Origin of the sequence: Sphingorhabdus sp. M41 (assembly GCF_001586275.1) — a bacterium.
In the GTDB taxonomy this organism is placed as follows: Bacteria; Pseudomonadota; Alphaproteobacteria; order Sphingomonadales; family Sphingomonadaceae; genus Parasphingorhabdus.
Map to the genome: position 1 here is coordinate 1,330,973 of NZ_CP014545.1, position 14,253 is coordinate 1,345,225.

The following is a 14,253-nucleotide window of genomic DNA, read 5'->3' on the forward strand; positions in this document are numbered from 1 at the left end:
CAATGCTGATATTGGAAAACGAGCAAGCGACCCTGGATGTCGGGCGGAAACTGGGCGCGCTGCTGCGGGCCGGGGACAAGATCGCGCTGCGGGGCACGCTGGGTGCCGGAAAAACGACATTGGCGAGAGGCATATTGCAGGGACTGGACTATGACGGGGAAGTGCCCAGTCCGACCTTCGCGATTGTCCAGCCCTATGAACCGCCCGAAACCAGGATCCCGGTCGCCCATGTCGATCTCTACCGGATCGATGACCCGGAAGAAATTCCCGAACTCGGTCTGGAAGACGCGCTGGTCGATGGCGCCATGATCGTCGAATGGCCTGACCGGATGCCCGACAGTTTCTGGACGGATGCTCTCAATATTGAATTGGAAATTACCGGGGAGGGCAATCGTCGGTTGACTTGGACAGCCGGGGACGCTTGGAACAAACGATGGCCACTGACATGAAACCGCCAGCAGCAGCGGCAGAATTTTTGACACAATATGGATGGCGCGATGCAGAACTGTCGCCGGTTGCGGGAGATGCGTCTTTCCGCCGCTATTTCCGCGTCCGTGACGGTGATCGCCGGGCCATATTGATGGATGCTCCCCCGCCGCATGAAGATCCGAAACCGTTTATCGCGATTGCCGAATATCTGGTCGGAGCCGGATTTGCCGCGCCCGAGATTTTCGCCCGCGATCTCGACCAGGGTTTGGTGCTGCTGGAGGATTTCGGAGACCAGCGGATGCGCGAACATCTTGACGACCATCCGCAGGACGAGGACGCGATCTATCGTCGGGTGATTGATCTGCTCCGGGACCTGCACAAGGCACCGGCGGCGGCGCTGCCGCCCTATGACGAGGCGCAATATCTACGCGAAGCGAATTTGCTGACCGAATGGTATTGTCCGGCGCAGCAACTGGATGTCGATGCAGAGGGTTTCGAAGCGATCTGGCGGGGCATTCTCGCGCCCGTGATCGCGGCGCAATATCCGCCGGTCACGGTGATGCGCGACTATCACGCCGAGAATATCATGCTGCTGGATGACGGCCGGCTCGGCCTGCTGGATTTCCAGGATGCTCTGATGGGCCATCCTGCCTATGATCTGGTCTCGATGTTGCAGGATGCCCGCCGCGATGTGCCGGATGAACTGGAAGAGAATATGCTCGCATATTATCTCGCCGGTCATGACCAGGATGCGGCGGACGAATTTCGCCGCCATTATGCCATATTGGGCGCGCAGCGGAACACCAAGATCATCGGCATCTTCACGCGTCTCTGCATGCGGGACGGCAAGGCCCGCTATCTCGATTTCCTGCCGAGAATGTGGCGCCTGCTGGAGAAAGATCTGCGTCATCCTGCGCTGCAACCGATGGCAGAATGGTTCGGCCGGAATATTCCGCACGAGGTCCGCAGCCGCCCGATGCCAGCAGCGAAAGCAGCCCAATGATCAAAGTCGACACCGCGATGATCATGGCGGCTGGACTTGGCAAACGCATGCGGCCGCTGACCGAAGCGCGGCCCAAGCCGTTGGTCGAGGTCGCCGGCAAGGCAATGATCGATCATTGTTTCGAAAAGCTTGTCGCAGCGGGAATAGGCAAGGCTGTGGTCAACGTGCATTATCTCGCCGACATGATGGAAGCGCATCTGGCCGCCTTGCCTTATCCGATCGATATTCAGGTGTCCGACGAGCGGGCGCAGCTGCTGGAGACCGGCGGCGGACTGGTGCAGGCACAGCCGCTGATCGCGGAAGATATTTTCTTCTGCATCAACAGCGACAATCTATGGACCGATGGGCCAGCCAACAGCCTGCTGCAGCTGGCGGAAGCATGGGACGAGGACAGGATGGACGCGCTGCTGCTGCTGATTGAGCGGGAGGCCGCTCACAATTATCAGGGCCATGGTGATTTCCATCTCGATGGCGAGCAGCGGATTTCGCGCAAGCTTCCCGACCAGAAGGCGCCGCTGATCTATTCGGGCATCCAGCTGATCTCGAAACGGCTGCTGCGCGATGCGCCCACCGGTCCTTTTTCAACCAATATCTTCTGGGAGCGCGCCATCGGCGAAGGTCGTCTGTTTGGCACAGTTCACCACGGCCAATGGTTCGAGGTCGGCTCGCCGCAAGCGATAGCGCCGACAGAAGCCGCGCTGGCGAATGTCTGACCGCCGCCGACCATCCATCTACAATATCGCCGCACACGGCGGTTTCGCTGATGCGCTGGCACAGGGACTGATCGACCGATTTGCCAAGGACGCCTTCGGGCTCGCCCGCGGCCTCGTCATCTTGCCCAACAACCGGGCGCAGCGCGCGCTGCAGGAAGCTTTTGTCCGGCTGAGCGAAGACGGGCTGTTGTTGCCGCAAATGGCGGTGATCGGCGATCTCGATCTGGACGAATCAATCGGTGTCGCGCTCGATTCCGGGGAATTGGCGCTCGATATTCCGGCCGCCGTCGATCCGATGGATCGCCTGCTCACGCTGGCGCAACTGATCCAGAAGGAAATCCGGCTGCGCGACGATGCCATATTGGCGAAGGATGCGCTGCGGCTGGCGCGCGAATTTGCCAGCACGCTCGACCAGCTGAATGTCGAGGAAATCTCGCTGGCCGACCTGATGAAGACTGAGCCAGAAAGTCTCGACCTGTCCAGCCACTGGCAGGATTCCTACCGCTTCTTCCTGATCATCGCCGAGAAATGGCGGCAGCAGCTGGAAAAATGGCAGCGGGTCGATCAGGCGGTGCGCCGCAATGCCCTATTTGATCATATCGCGAAAAGCTGGAAGACCTCGCCGCCCGATCATTTCGTCGTCGCGGCCGGCATCACCACCTCCGCTCCGGCCATTGCCCGTTTTCTGGAAACCATATCCTTCATGCCCCAGGGGCTGGTGGTCTTGCCAGACCTCGACCTGATCATGCCGGACGAGGAATGGGAACTGCTCGGCCCGTTCCAGCCCGACCCGGACAGCGGTTACACAAAGCGCGCGCAGGAAACCCACCCGCAATATCATATGAAATTGCTGCTCGACCGCATGTCGATCGCGCGCGGCGAAATCTTGCGCTGGCCGCGTACCGGCGAAAGCGGCGCGGCGGCCAGGCGCAGCCGGGCGCTGAGCAATGCCTTCGCGATCCCGAAACTGACGGTACGCTGGCAGACGCTGGACAGCAGCGAACGCAGCCTTGCCGGGGTGCAGACGGTCGAGGCGCGCAACAGCGCCGAGGAAGCCCAGATCATCGCCCTTCTGGCGCGCGAAGCACTGGAAGATCCGGATCAGCGGGTAGCAATTGTAACGCCGGACCGATCATTGGCGACCCGTATCTCGGCCCATCTGAAACGCTGGGAAATTCAGGTCGATGACACCGCTGGCCAGCCCTTGGCGAAACTGCCGGAAGGCGTTTTTTTCCTGAACCTGCTGGCTGCGGTCGCGGACGGTTTCCCGCCGGCGGAATTTCTAGCCTTGCTCAAACACCCGCTGGTGCAGCGCGGGGAAGGGCGGTTGCAATGGCTCGACCATGTCCGCAGGCTCGACCTGCTGCTGCGCGGCCCGCGCCCGGCACCGGGACTGGCGGGCATTGACGCGCTGCTGAAGGCCGAGAATCACCGGACAAAGAAATTGCGCGCCGCCATCACGCCATGGTGGCAATCGGTGCGCACGATGTTCGAGCCGATGGAAAGTCTCTTCGCCTCTTCGCTCGACTGGCCCAAGCTTCTCGACCAGCTGAGGCAATTGGCCGAAAATTTGACCGAGGGCGCGATCTGGGCCGGTCCGGGCGGCCGGGAACTGGCCGACCTGCTGGCGAAGCTGCAGATTCGCGCGGAAATGGGACCGATCCGCATCAAGGCAAATGAACTGCCCGGCTATTTCGAGACCCTGATGGCCGATATTTCTGTTCGTCCGCCTTATGGCGGCCATCCTCGGATCGCGCTTTACGGTTTGCTGGAAGCGCGGCTGCAACAGTCGGAACTGGTGATCTGCTGCGGCCTCAACGAGGGCAGCTGGCCGCAGGCGATTACGCCCGATCCGTGGCTCGCGCCGATGATCCGCAAATCGCTCGGCCTGCCGGCGCAGGAGCGGCAAATCGGTCTTTCCGCGCACGATCTGGTCGGCGCAATGGGAGCGAGGAAGGTCATCCTCTCCCGGGCGCACCGGGATGATTCCGGTCCCGCCATTGCTTCGCGTTTCCTGCTCCGGCTGAAGGGCATGTGCGGCGACAATCTGAAGGAACATCCGCAGGCCCGAGCCTGGTTGTCCGCTATCGACCAGCCGGAAAGCGAACCCGCGCCCTATGTCCGTCCAGCGCCCCTGCCGAGCAGGGAACAGCGCCTTATTCCTATTTCGGTCACTCAGGTCGATAGCCTGATCGCCGATCCCTATTCCTTCTATGCGAAGAAGATCATGGGATTTGCCGCGCTCGACATGATCGACGCCGACCCGAGCGCGGCCTGGCGCGGGACCGTCATTCACGACATTCTCGACCAATGGGCGAGAGAGGATGATTATGCGCCGGCGGCGTTGCGCAAACGGGCGCAGGCATTTCTCAATGATCCCGGCCTGCACCCGCTGATGCGCAGCCTGTGGGCGCCGCGCCTGCTGGAAGGGCTGGACTGGATCGCCGCTACGCTGGCGGAGGGTCGCAAGACGGGCCGCGAACCGCTGGCCTCGGAAATTTACGGCAAGGCCGAGATTGCTGGTGTCGAACTGTCCGGCATCGCCGACCGCATCGACCGGATGCCCGATGGCGGTATCGCGATTGTCGACTACAAGACCGGCGGTGCGCCGAGCAACAAGGCGGTGGCCGAGGGCTATAATCTGCAGCTTGGCCTGCTGGCTGCCATCGCCGAACTCGGCGGGTTCAAGGATATTGAAGGTGAGGCGGTTGCCTTCGAATATTGGTCGCTGGCGAAAAAGGGCGGCACCGACGATTTCGGCTATATCCGCTCGCCCGCAAAGGGACGCGGCGAGAATATCATCCCGGCGGACGCGATGGTCGACCATGCCGTCGCCCGGTTCAACGAGGCCGCCGATCAATATCTGAAGGGCAGCGAGCCGATGACCGCCAAGCTGCATCCGGAATATGCCCGCTACGCCGATTATGACCAGCTGATGCGGCTCGAGGAATGGTACGGTCGTGCACCGGCAGAAATGGCTGACGATGAGTAGCGCCAAGCCAAAAATCTTTCCGCTCAAGGACCGGCAGATCGATGCGGTTGAGCCTGATGCCCACATCTGGCTCAGCGCATCGGCGGGCACCGGCAAGACCCAGGTCCTGACCGCGCGGGTATTTCGCCTGCTGCTGACCGAAAAGGTCGATCCCGAACATATTCTCTGCCTGACCTTCACCAAGGCCGGCGCGGCGGAAATGGCGGAACGGATCAACCGGCAACTGGCCGCCTGGGTGCGGATGGATGATGTCAGGCTGGCCAGCGACCTTGCTGCAATCGGCGCATCGACCGGACCGGAAACCAGAGATCGCGCGCGGACCTTGTTTGCCCGCGTGCTCGATGCGCAAGGTGGTGGCCTCAGGATCATGACCATCCACGGCTTCTGCCAGTCCTTGCTTGCCTCTTTTCCGGAGGAGGCCGGTATCGCCTCTATGTTCAAGCCGATTGAGGCGCGCGACCAGAAAATTTTGGCGCGCGAGGCGCTGGGTGATCTGTTGCTCGACGAGGAACAGGCCAGGCGTCCGCAGATCATCGAGGCGATCCAGCGCCTGAGCGTCCGGATGGGCGAAGAGGCGACCGAGCATTTTCTGATGGCCTGCGCGGCCAAGGCCGATGCGATGGAGGGACTGCCCTCTGGTATATTGCCGTTCGTCCGCGGGCTGCTCGGTCTGCCGATTGACGGCGATGCGCAGTCGTGGCTGGCGGATCGTTGCAGCGACGAAGCGATCGACCTCCGCGCGATCACCCTGTTGCGCGATGCAATGGCAGAAGCTGGCGGCAAGAAGGAACAGGAGCGGCAACTGGCGATTCGCCTGTGGCTGACCCTCAATCCGCAGGAACGCGCTGCCGCCCTGCCGGATGTCCATCTGGCCTGGGCGACCAAGACCACCGGCGCGCCGCCCAAACCCACAAAGGGCCTACTCAGAGCCCTGCCGGACTATGATTTCATCGCCGGATCGCTGTTCGAATGGAGCAACGGCCTGCTCGAAAAGGCGGTGCTGTTCGAATATGCCGATCTGTTCGCAGGTGCCTTACAGGCCGGGCAGGCTTTCTACCATCGCTACGCTGACGCCAAGAAATTGCACGGCGTTGTCGACTTTGACGACATGATCCGGATGACCGCCCGGCTCTTGCAGAAAAGCGATATGGCGGCCTGGATCCGCTACAAGCTCGACCAGCGCACCGATCACATCTTGATCGACGAGGCGCAGGACACCAATGTCGCGCAATGGGATATTGTCCGGGCGCTGGCTGGTGAATTTTTTGCCGGCATGGGCGTGGAGCCCGAACGGCACCGGACATTGTTCACCGTCGGCGATTTCAAACAGGCGATCTTCGGATTTCAGGGCACTAGTCCGCATAATTATGCCAATGCGCGAACCGAGTTTTTCGCTCTGGCAGAGGCATCGGAAAAGCCGTTCGGCGACCTGTCGCTGGATCGCAGTTTCCGTTCCACACCGCCGATATTGAAGGTTGTCGATGCAACGCTGGAACAGCTTAGCCACGAGCAACTGGGTCTCGACGAGAAAATCCCCGATCATCGCAGCAATTATCTCGACTCCAGCGGCAGCGTGACTTTGTGGAAGCCGATCGCCAACACCAGCGACGGTGATGACGAGGATGAGGAGTCCTGGGCCAGCGAGGAAAAACGGGTCTTCGCCCAGCAGCTGGCGGTGCAGATCAAGCAATGGCTGTCGCCGGAAAACCCGCTTTGGCTGGATCGTCAAAACCGGGCGCTGCAACCCAAGGATATATTGATATTGGTGAGCAAGCGCGACGAGCTGAGCGCGCTGATCGTCGCTCGCCTGTTTGCCGAAAAGGTTCCGGTCGCCGGGATCGACCGTATCCGCCTGAACCAGCCGCTGGTGGTGCAGGATATGCTCGCGGCCATCCGCTTCGTGCTGCAGCCCAATGATGATCTCAATCTCGCTAGCTTGCTGGTCTCGCCTTTGCTCGGCTGGACGCAAGAGGGTCTGCTAGCGCGTGGTCATCGCGGCAAGGCCAATGGCGAGAAGAGCCTCTGGAAATTTCTGCGCCGGCAGGACGGGCTGGGCGAACAGATAAAGCCGTTGCAGCAATTGCTGGCGATGGCCGATTTCAACACGCCTTACCAATTTCTCGAAACGATCTTGTCCGGCCCGATGCAGGGCAGGCGCAAATTGTTGTCCCGGCTTAGCCATGCGGCGGTCGACCCGCTCGACGAATTGCTGGCGACCGCCCTGGCCTTTGAGCGGGACCATATCCCGACCTTGCAAGGGTTCCTGGACTGGTTCGACCGCGGTGATGTCGAAATCAAGCGCGAGCAGGTCGAGGGCGGCAATGAAGTGCGGCTGATGACCGTGCACGGCGCGAAGGGCTTGCAGGCGCCTTTGGTGATCCTTGCCAATGCGACTTTCGATCCGGCGAGCAAGAAAAGCGGCGGTTTCAGCATCAAACTGGGCGAGGGGACCGATCGCGAACGGGAATATCCGGTGGTGCCGGTCCGCAAGGCCGAGCGCGTCGGCATATTGGCCGAACATGCGGCCTATGCCGACAAGGTTGCGATGGAAGAACATTGGCGGCTGCTCTACGTCGCGATGACCCGGGCGGAAGAACATCTGGTGGTGGCGGGTGTTCTCGGACCCAGAGCGAATGGCGAAGTGCCGGAACTAAGCTGGTATGGCGCGATCGAGCGCGGCCTGACGACCTTGGGCAGCGAATGGCGCGAAGACCCGGACTGGTTCGCGGTGCGCGAATATCGGACGGAGAGCCGGAACAGGCCCGCGACACCATCTGTCATCGACGATGGTAGCGACCATGGTGCTGGAAAAGCACCGCCGCCGGACTGGCTATTTCGGCCGGCACCGGAAGAATCGCGCCCGCCGCGACCCCTGACTCCATCGCATCTTGGCCCCGATGATGCCAGCAACCCGCCGCCGGATCTGACCATGCGCGATGCTGCCGAACGAGGCATATTGCTGCACAGCCTGTTCCAGCGATTGCCCAATATCGTGCCGGATCGCCGGATGGATGTCGCCGACCGCTGGCTGGAAAAGCAGAAGCAGATCGCCGATCCTGCTCGCCGTGCAGAGATTATCACGACGGTTCTGGCGGTCATGGACAATCCGGTCTGGTCCGCTCTTTTTGCACCGGAAAGTCTCGCAGAAGCGCCGATAGCCGCGGTGGTCGGCGAACATGTCATCTCCGGCACGGTCGACCGCTTGCTGATCACCGATGATTATATCTATGTCGTCGATTTCAAGACCGGCCGCAGGGTTCCCGACGATGCCGAACAGGCGCCCGTCGCCTATCTGCGCCAGATGGCGGCCTATGTCGCCGCGCTGGAAAAAATCTTCCCGGATCGCCCGATCAAGGCCGGTCTGCTCTACTCGCACGGTCCGCAAATGCTGGAACTTTCCCCGGATCTGATCGACCGGCACAAGCCCGGCTTTGAGCCGATATGAAAATCCTTTCCGCTACTGCGCTTGAGCAGCGGCGCGACCATACCTAAATAGGGTTAGAACAATTGGAGATTCGTTATGGCTACCAAAGCAATTACCGACGCAAGTTTTGAAGGCGATGTCCTGAAGGCTGACGGCCCCGTGCTCGTCGATTTCTGGGCAGAATGGTGCGGCCCCTGCAAGATGATCGGCCCCGCGCTCGAAGAAATCAGCGATGAACTGGCCGGAAAGGTGACCATTGCCAAGCTTAATATCGACGACAGCCCGGATGCGCCGGCGAAATATGGCGTACGCGGCATTCCGACCATGATCCTGTTCAACAACGGCGTTCCGGTTGAAACCAAGGTTGGCGCGGCTCCAAAAAGCCAGCTGAAAACCTGGCTCGAATCCAGCCTGCCTGCCTAAGGTTTAAAAATATCCCCGAGCCGCTCGGCTGCCTCGCCCCAGAGTTTCGGTGATGAGGCGCCGAGCAGGCCTTTCCTACGGTCTGCGGGGCGATAATCAGAACCGTCCCAGCGTGCGCATTTTCCGCCAGCTTCGTTGAGGAATAACACGCCCGACGCATGGTCCCACGGCAGAGTCCGCTGAAATACCGAAATATGATTGCTTCCCTGCACAAGCCGCGGATATTGTTCTGCGGCACAGCGCGGAATGTCGACAATTTCGTAAAAAGGTCCGGCAGCGGCCAATAATGTTTCCCGCTCTTCGGAAGTCATGAACCCCGTGGCCAGCGCCGCAACCGGTCTTTCCGGATGATCTTCCGGAACGGTGACCCGATCTCCATTGATGAAAGCGCCACCATTTTTATCGGCATGGCAGATGCGCCCGGTCAACGGGTCGTAGAGCCAGCCGGCAACGGTTTCATTCTGCTCGACCAGGGCTATCATGATCCCGAAAGGCGGCCGTCCGGCGGCATAATTTCCGGTCCCGTCGATCGGATCAATGATGCAGACCTGACCATCGGCCAGTTGATCCAGCACCGCTTCATCGGTGGCAAAGGCTTCCTCGCCGACGATCTTGGTTTCCGGGAGCAGCGCAGAGAGCACCCCGGCAATATATTCCTCGCTGAGATGGTCCGCAACAGTGACCAGATCTCCCGGCGTTTTTTCGTCAACCTGATGCGATTTCAGATTCTGGTAATAGGGCATAACAATATCGCGCGACGCGTTTTCGATTATGTCGAGAACGGGCTGATAGAGGGAATGCATGCGCCTAGCTCCTGTAATCCGCGTTGATATCGATATAACCGTGGGTCAAATCGCAGGTCCAGACCGTTGCCCTGCCATTGCCCAGCCCAATGTCGACCGCGATGTCGATCTCGCTGCCCTTGAGATGCGCCGCCACCGGCGCTTCGTCATAATTCGGCACGACCAGCCCGTCGCGGGCCACGGTGACGCCGCCGAAGCTGATCGCCAGCAGGTCGCGGTTGGCCGGCTCACCGGCCTTGCCGACGGCCATGACGACGCGCCCCCAATTGGCGTCCTCGCCGGCAATGGCGGTCTTGACGAGCGGCGAGTTGGCGATCGAGAGGGCAATGCGCTTGGCGCTGCCGTCACTGTCCGCTCCGGTTACCGCAATTTCGATAAATTTGCTCGCGCCTTCGCCATCGCGGACCACCAGATGCGCCATCTGCATGCACAGATCGGCGAGCGCCGCCTGAAAGGCATCGGCACCAGCGTCATCGAATGACGTCAGGGCAGGGGCTATGTTCTGGCCGGTGGCAATGGCCAGCACTGTATCGCTGGTCGATGTATCGCTGTCGACGGTGATGCAGTTGAAGCTTTTTGCCGTCGCCGCGCTCAGCATCCGCTGCAGCAGGCCGGCATCAACCGTCGCATCGGTAAAAATATAGCCGAGCATCGTCGCCATATCGGGGGCGATCATGCCGGAACCCTTGATAATCCCGTTGAGATGGACGGTCTGGCCGCCAATGATCGCGCTTGTCGTCGCCATTTTCGGGAAAGTATCGGTAGTCATAATCGTTGCCGCCGCGTCTTTCCAGCTGCAGGGCTCAGCTTCGAACACAGCTTTCAGGCCCGCTTCGGCCTTGTCCTGGGGCAGGGGCACGCCGATCACCCCTGTCGAGGAAACGAATATCTCATGCTCGGTGCATCCGAGATGAGCCGAGGCCAGTGATAATATTTTCTGCACCGCCGCCATGCCCCGCGCACCGGTAAAGGCATTGGCATTGCCAGCGTTGACGACCAGGCCGCGCGCCTTGCCGCCGTGGAGGGCTTCCCGGCAATATTCGACTTCCGGGGAAGGGCATTTACTCTGGGTCAGCACCCCGGCGACCGACGTACCCGCAGCCAGTTCGACAAAGGTCAGGTCGCAGCGATCCCAATCCTTATATTGCGCACGCGCTATGCGACGGGTGACGCCTGCAATTTCGGGTAAAACTGGATATTGGGCGGGCGCCAGAGGCGAAAGTTTGTCGGACACTTAACTTGCCTTTATATTATGTTTTGATAGAACGCGCTGATATTGACGAGGCCTTGTCCATGAACGCATATTTTGCAAGTTTTATGTTGCTGCTATTCAACGCTGTCGGCCTCGCCGTGCCTGCGTCGGCAGCGGCTGCGGAACGCATGGTGCCCGAACTGGAAAGCGCCGCCAATCTGTCTGAATCCGCAGTCGCGGGGCCATCTGCACTTGTCGAAACGGCAAGGCTCGGATCATCGGATCATCCGTTCTGCGCTACAGTGAAAGCCTGCCTTTCCAAGTCACGCCTCGCAGTCAGAACCGGCAGCATGAGACCAGTGTGGGCCGTCGTTGCGATACGCAGCGAAGTTGGCGACAAGCTGGAGCATGAAGAAGGCGCGCCCTAGCGCCCTTCTCGGCCTTGCCGCTATTGAATGGCAAGCGATTCCCCCTAAATTCATCCTGTTCCCGGCTTTGATTGGCCGGAAAAAATCTATAAATTGGAAATGTCATGCTCGGCAATATAGCCAAATCCATCTTCGGGTCAGCCAATGACCGCTATGTGAAATCCATGCAGAAAGTGGTTGATGCGGTCAACGCATTTGAACCAGCGATCGAAGTTCTGTCGGATGAAGAACTTGCGGCGAAAACGCCCTATTTCAAGGAACGGGTCGCCGGCGGTGAATCGCTCGACGACATTTTGCCGGAAGCTTTTGCGGTCGTGCGGGAAGCTGCGAAGCGGGCTTTGGGTCAGCGCCATTATGATGTGCAGTTGATCGGCGGTATCGTGCTCCATCGCGGCGAAATCGCCGAAATGCGCACCGGTGAAGGTAAAACCCTGGTCGCGACGCTTGCCTGTTACCTCAATGCAATCGACGGCAAGGGCGTGCACGTTGTCACCGTCAACGACTATCTCGCCCGCCGCGATGCGGAATGGATGAGCCAGGTCTATAATTTCCTCGGCCTGGAAGTCGGCGTGATCGTGCCGAATCTCGGCGAAGACAAGCGCCGGGCAGCCTATGCTGCCGATATTACTTACGGCACCAACAATGAATTCGGCTTCGACTATCTGCGCGACAATATGAAGCACGAGCGGGCCCAGATGGTCCAGCGGCCGTTCAACTTCGCGATTGTCGACGAGGTCGATTCGATCCTGATCGACGAAGCCCGGACGCCGCTGATCATTTCAGGACCGACCGATGACAAGTCCGATCTCTATTTGCAGGTCAACGCGGTGGTCCAGAATATCACCGAAGAAGATTATGAAAAAGACGAGAAATCGCGCAATATTTCGCTGACCGAAGAGGGCACGGAAAAGGCGGAACGCCTGCTCGAAGAGGCCGGTCTGCTGGTCGGCGACAATCTCTATGATTTCGAAAATACCCAGGTCGTCCATCACCTCAACCAGGCGTTGATGGCCAATGTCATGCGCAAGCGCGACACCGACTATATCGTCAAGGATGGCAAGGTCATCATCATCGATGAATTTACCGGCCGGATGATGGACGGACGGCGCTGGTCAAACGGTCTGCACCAGGCAGTCGAGGCCAAGGAAGGCGTTCAGATCGAGCCCGAAAACCAGACCATGGCGTCGATTACCTTCCAGAATTATTTCCGCATGTATCCCAAATTGTCCGGCATGACCGGCACCGCGGAAACCGAAGCGGCGGAATTCTTCGAAATCTACAAGATGAACGTCGTTACCATCCCGACCAACAAGCCGGTCCTGCGGATCGACGAGAATGACGAATTCTACAAGAATACGCTCGACAAATTTGCCGCCATTGCAAAAACCGTCAAGGAACATAGCGACAAGGGGCAGCCCGTTCTGGTCGGTACGGTTTCGATCGAAAAATCGGAACTGCTCTCCGACTTTCTGAACAAGGAAGGCGTCGTGCACAATGTTCTCAACGCCCGATTCCACGAACAGGAAGCGCATATCGTGGCGCAGGCCGGTTCTCCCGGGGCGGTCACAATCGCGACCAACATGGCGGGCCGCGGTACCGATATTCAGCTCGGCGGCAATATCGATTTCAGGATCGAGGAAGAGCTGGGCGACATGGAAGAGGGGCCGGAAAGAGACAAGGCCATCGCCAAGATCGAGGAAGAAGTGCGGGCATTGCGCGCAACGGTGAGAGAGGCGGGCGGTCTGTTCGTTCTCGGCACCGAACGGCATGAAAGCCGCCGGATTGATAACCAGCTGCGCGGCCGCTCCGGTCGTCAGGGTGATCCGGGCCTCAGCCGCTTCTATCTCTGTCTCGAAGATGATCTGCTGCGTATCTTTGGGACCGAAACGATGTTCGCCAAGATGATGAACAAGAATCTCGAGGACGGCGAGGCAATCGGTGGCAAATGGCTGTCCAAAGCCATTGAAACGGCACAGAAAAAGGTCGAGGCGCGCAATTACGAAGCGCGCAAGCAGGTCGTTGAATATGATGACGTGATGAATGACCAGCGCAAGGTTATCTACGAGCAGCGCTCGGAAATCATGGATGCGGAAACAGTTGGCGATGTGGTCGAAGACATGCGGCACGAAACCGTCAACGCGATGGTTGCCGATGCCTGCCCGCCGGGCAGCTATCCTGAACAATGGGATATTGAAGGTCTCAAGACTCGCGTTCAGGACGTGCTCAACCTCACGCCGGATTTCGACAGCTGGCTGCAGGAAGACGCGGTCGAGCCCGAGATGATCGAGACCCGGATCGCCGAAATGGCCGATGCCGATTTTGCTGCGAAAAAAGCTCAGGTCGACGCTGAAAAACCTGGCGTTTGGGAAGATATCGAAAAATCGATCCTGCTCGAATTGCTCGACCATCACTGGAAAGAGCATCTCGCCACCCTGGATGCGCTGCGTCAGGTCGTTTTCCTGCGTGCCTATGCCCAGAAAAAACCGCTCGACGAATATAAGCAGGAAGCGTTCGGCCTGTTCGAGCGGATGCTGGAAATCATCCGCGAAGGCGTGACCAAGACCATCGCGATCAGCCAGTTCAACCAGCCGGAAGAGCTTGTCGTACCCGACCTGCCGGAGCTGCCGGACTTCCTGACCACCCATATCGATCCGTTGACCGGCGAAGATAACAGCAATGATATCGACGGCGGCACTTTGGGGACAGTTTCAACCGCTTTGCCGCCACGGCAATCGGGACAGCTGGACAATCCGAATGACGCGTTTGACGGCAGCAAGGTCAGCCGCAACGCGCCTTGTCCCTGTGGTTCGGGCCGAAAATACAAGCATTGTCACGGCAAATTTTGA

The 14,253-nt window shown here is 59.6% G+C and carries 10 protein-coding genes; 8 read left to right on the forward strand and 2 right to left on the reverse strand.

The features are described from left to right. Positions 1-2: 2 nt before the first annotated feature. The 6 genes from tsaE (at position 3) to trxA (ending at position 8,984) form a co-directional block, all read left to right on the forward strand. A complete protein-coding gene (gene tsaE, locus AZE99_RS06355; protein ID WP_067198997.1) occupies positions 3-449 on the forward strand; it encodes a tRNA (adenosine(37)-N6)-threonylcarbamoyltransferase complex ATPase subunit type 1 TsaE in 447 nt (148 codons plus the stop codon). Beyond that, positions 446-1,432 (forward strand): aminoglycoside phosphotransferase family protein, encoded by a 987-nt coding sequence (locus tag AZE99_RS06360; RefSeq protein WP_067203356.1) that lies wholly within the window; start codon positions 446-448, stop codon positions 1,430-1,432. Before tsaE ends, AZE99_RS06360 begins: the two co-directional genes overlap by 4 nt. After that, positions 1,429-2,145, forward strand: a complete 717-nt coding sequence (locus AZE99_RS06365; protein ID WP_067198999.1) for a nucleotidyltransferase family protein — start codon at positions 1,429-1,431, stop codon at positions 2,143-2,145. The genes AZE99_RS06360 and AZE99_RS06365 overlap by 4 nt, the downstream gene beginning before the upstream one ends. Next, the gene (addB, locus tag AZE99_RS06370; protein ID WP_067199000.1) at positions 2,138-5,137 is read left to right on the forward strand and encodes a double-strand break repair protein AddB; all 3,000 of its coding nucleotides are present in this window, start codon (positions 2,138-2,140) and stop codon (positions 5,135-5,137) included. Before AZE99_RS06365 ends, addB begins: the two co-directional genes overlap by 8 nt. Continuing rightward, the gene (gene addA, locus AZE99_RS06375; protein WP_067199001.1) at positions 5,130-8,582 is read left to right on the forward strand and encodes a double-strand break repair helicase AddA; all 3,453 of its coding nucleotides are present in this window, start codon (positions 5,130-5,132) and stop codon (positions 8,580-8,582) included. Before addB ends, addA begins: the two co-directional genes overlap by 8 nt. A gap of 75 nt (positions 8,583-8,657) precedes the next feature. Then, complete coding sequence (trxA, locus tag AZE99_RS06380; RefSeq protein ID WP_067199002.1) at positions 8,658-8,984, forward strand: thioredoxin TrxA; 327 nt, start codon at positions 8,658-8,660, stop codon at positions 8,982-8,984. On the opposite strand, the gene AZE99_RS06385 is transcribed toward trxA, so the two are convergent. Continuing rightward, positions 8,981-9,787 (reverse strand): inositol monophosphatase family protein, encoded by an 807-nt coding sequence (locus AZE99_RS06385; protein ID WP_067199004.1) that lies wholly within the window; start codon positions 9,785-9,787, stop codon positions 8,981-8,983. The two genes, trxA and AZE99_RS06385, sit on opposite strands and share 4 nt — an antisense overlap. A gap of 4 nt (positions 9,788-9,791) precedes the next feature. Continuing rightward, positions 9,792-11,021 (reverse strand): bifunctional glutamate N-acetyltransferase/amino-acid acetyltransferase ArgJ, encoded by a 1,230-nt coding sequence (argJ, locus tag AZE99_RS06390; RefSeq protein WP_067199006.1) that lies wholly within the window; start codon positions 11,019-11,021, stop codon positions 9,792-9,794. 59 nt (positions 11,022-11,080) lie between these two features. On the opposite strand from argJ, the gene AZE99_RS06395 reads away from it, so the two are divergent. Both AZE99_RS06395 and secA read left to right on the forward strand, forming a co-directional pair. Continuing rightward, the gene (locus AZE99_RS06395; protein WP_156472126.1) at positions 11,081-11,407 is read left to right on the forward strand and encodes a hypothetical protein; all 327 of its coding nucleotides are present in this window, start codon (positions 11,081-11,083) and stop codon (positions 11,405-11,407) included. A 104-nt stretch (positions 11,408-11,511) separates the two neighbouring features. Continuing rightward, positions 11,512-14,253 carry a preprotein translocase subunit SecA gene (gene secA / locus AZE99_RS06400; RefSeq protein ID WP_067199010.1) on the forward strand — a complete coding sequence of 914 codons (2,742 nt, stop codon included), beginning with the start codon at positions 11,512-11,514 and terminating at the stop codon, positions 14,251-14,253.

What these genes read in the sequence shown, in the direction of transcription:
- tsaE (WP_067198997.1), top strand. Translation starts at nt 3, where the DNA reads ATGCTGATATTGGAAAACGAGCAAGCGACCCTGGATGTCGGGCGGAAA.
- AZE99_RS06360 (WP_067203356.1), top strand. Translation starts at nt 446, where the DNA reads ATGAAACCGCCAGCAGCAGCGGCAGAATTTTTGACACAATATGGATGG.
- AZE99_RS06365 (WP_067198999.1), top strand. Translation starts at nt 1,429, where the DNA reads ATGATCAAAGTCGACACCGCGATGATCATGGCGGCTGGACTTGGCAAA.
- addB (WP_067199000.1), top strand. Translation starts at nt 2,138, where the DNA reads ATGTCTGACCGCCGCCGACCATCCATCTACAATATCGCCGCACACGGC.
- addA (WP_067199001.1), top strand. Translation starts at nt 5,130, where the DNA reads ATGAGTAGCGCCAAGCCAAAAATCTTTCCGCTCAAGGACCGGCAGATC.
- trxA (WP_067199002.1), top strand. Translation starts at nt 8,658, where the DNA reads ATGGCTACCAAAGCAATTACCGACGCAAGTTTTGAAGGCGATGTCCTG.
- AZE99_RS06385 (WP_067199004.1), bottom strand. Translation starts at nt 9,787, where the DNA reads ATGCATTCCCTCTATCAGCCCGTTCTCGACATAATCGAAAACGCGTCG.
- AZE99_RS06395 (WP_156472126.1), top strand. Translation starts at nt 11,081, where the DNA reads ATGAACGCATATTTTGCAAGTTTTATGTTGCTGCTATTCAACGCTGTC.
- secA (WP_067199010.1), top strand. Translation starts at nt 11,512, where the DNA reads ATGCTCGGCAATATAGCCAAATCCATCTTCGGGTCAGCCAATGACCGC.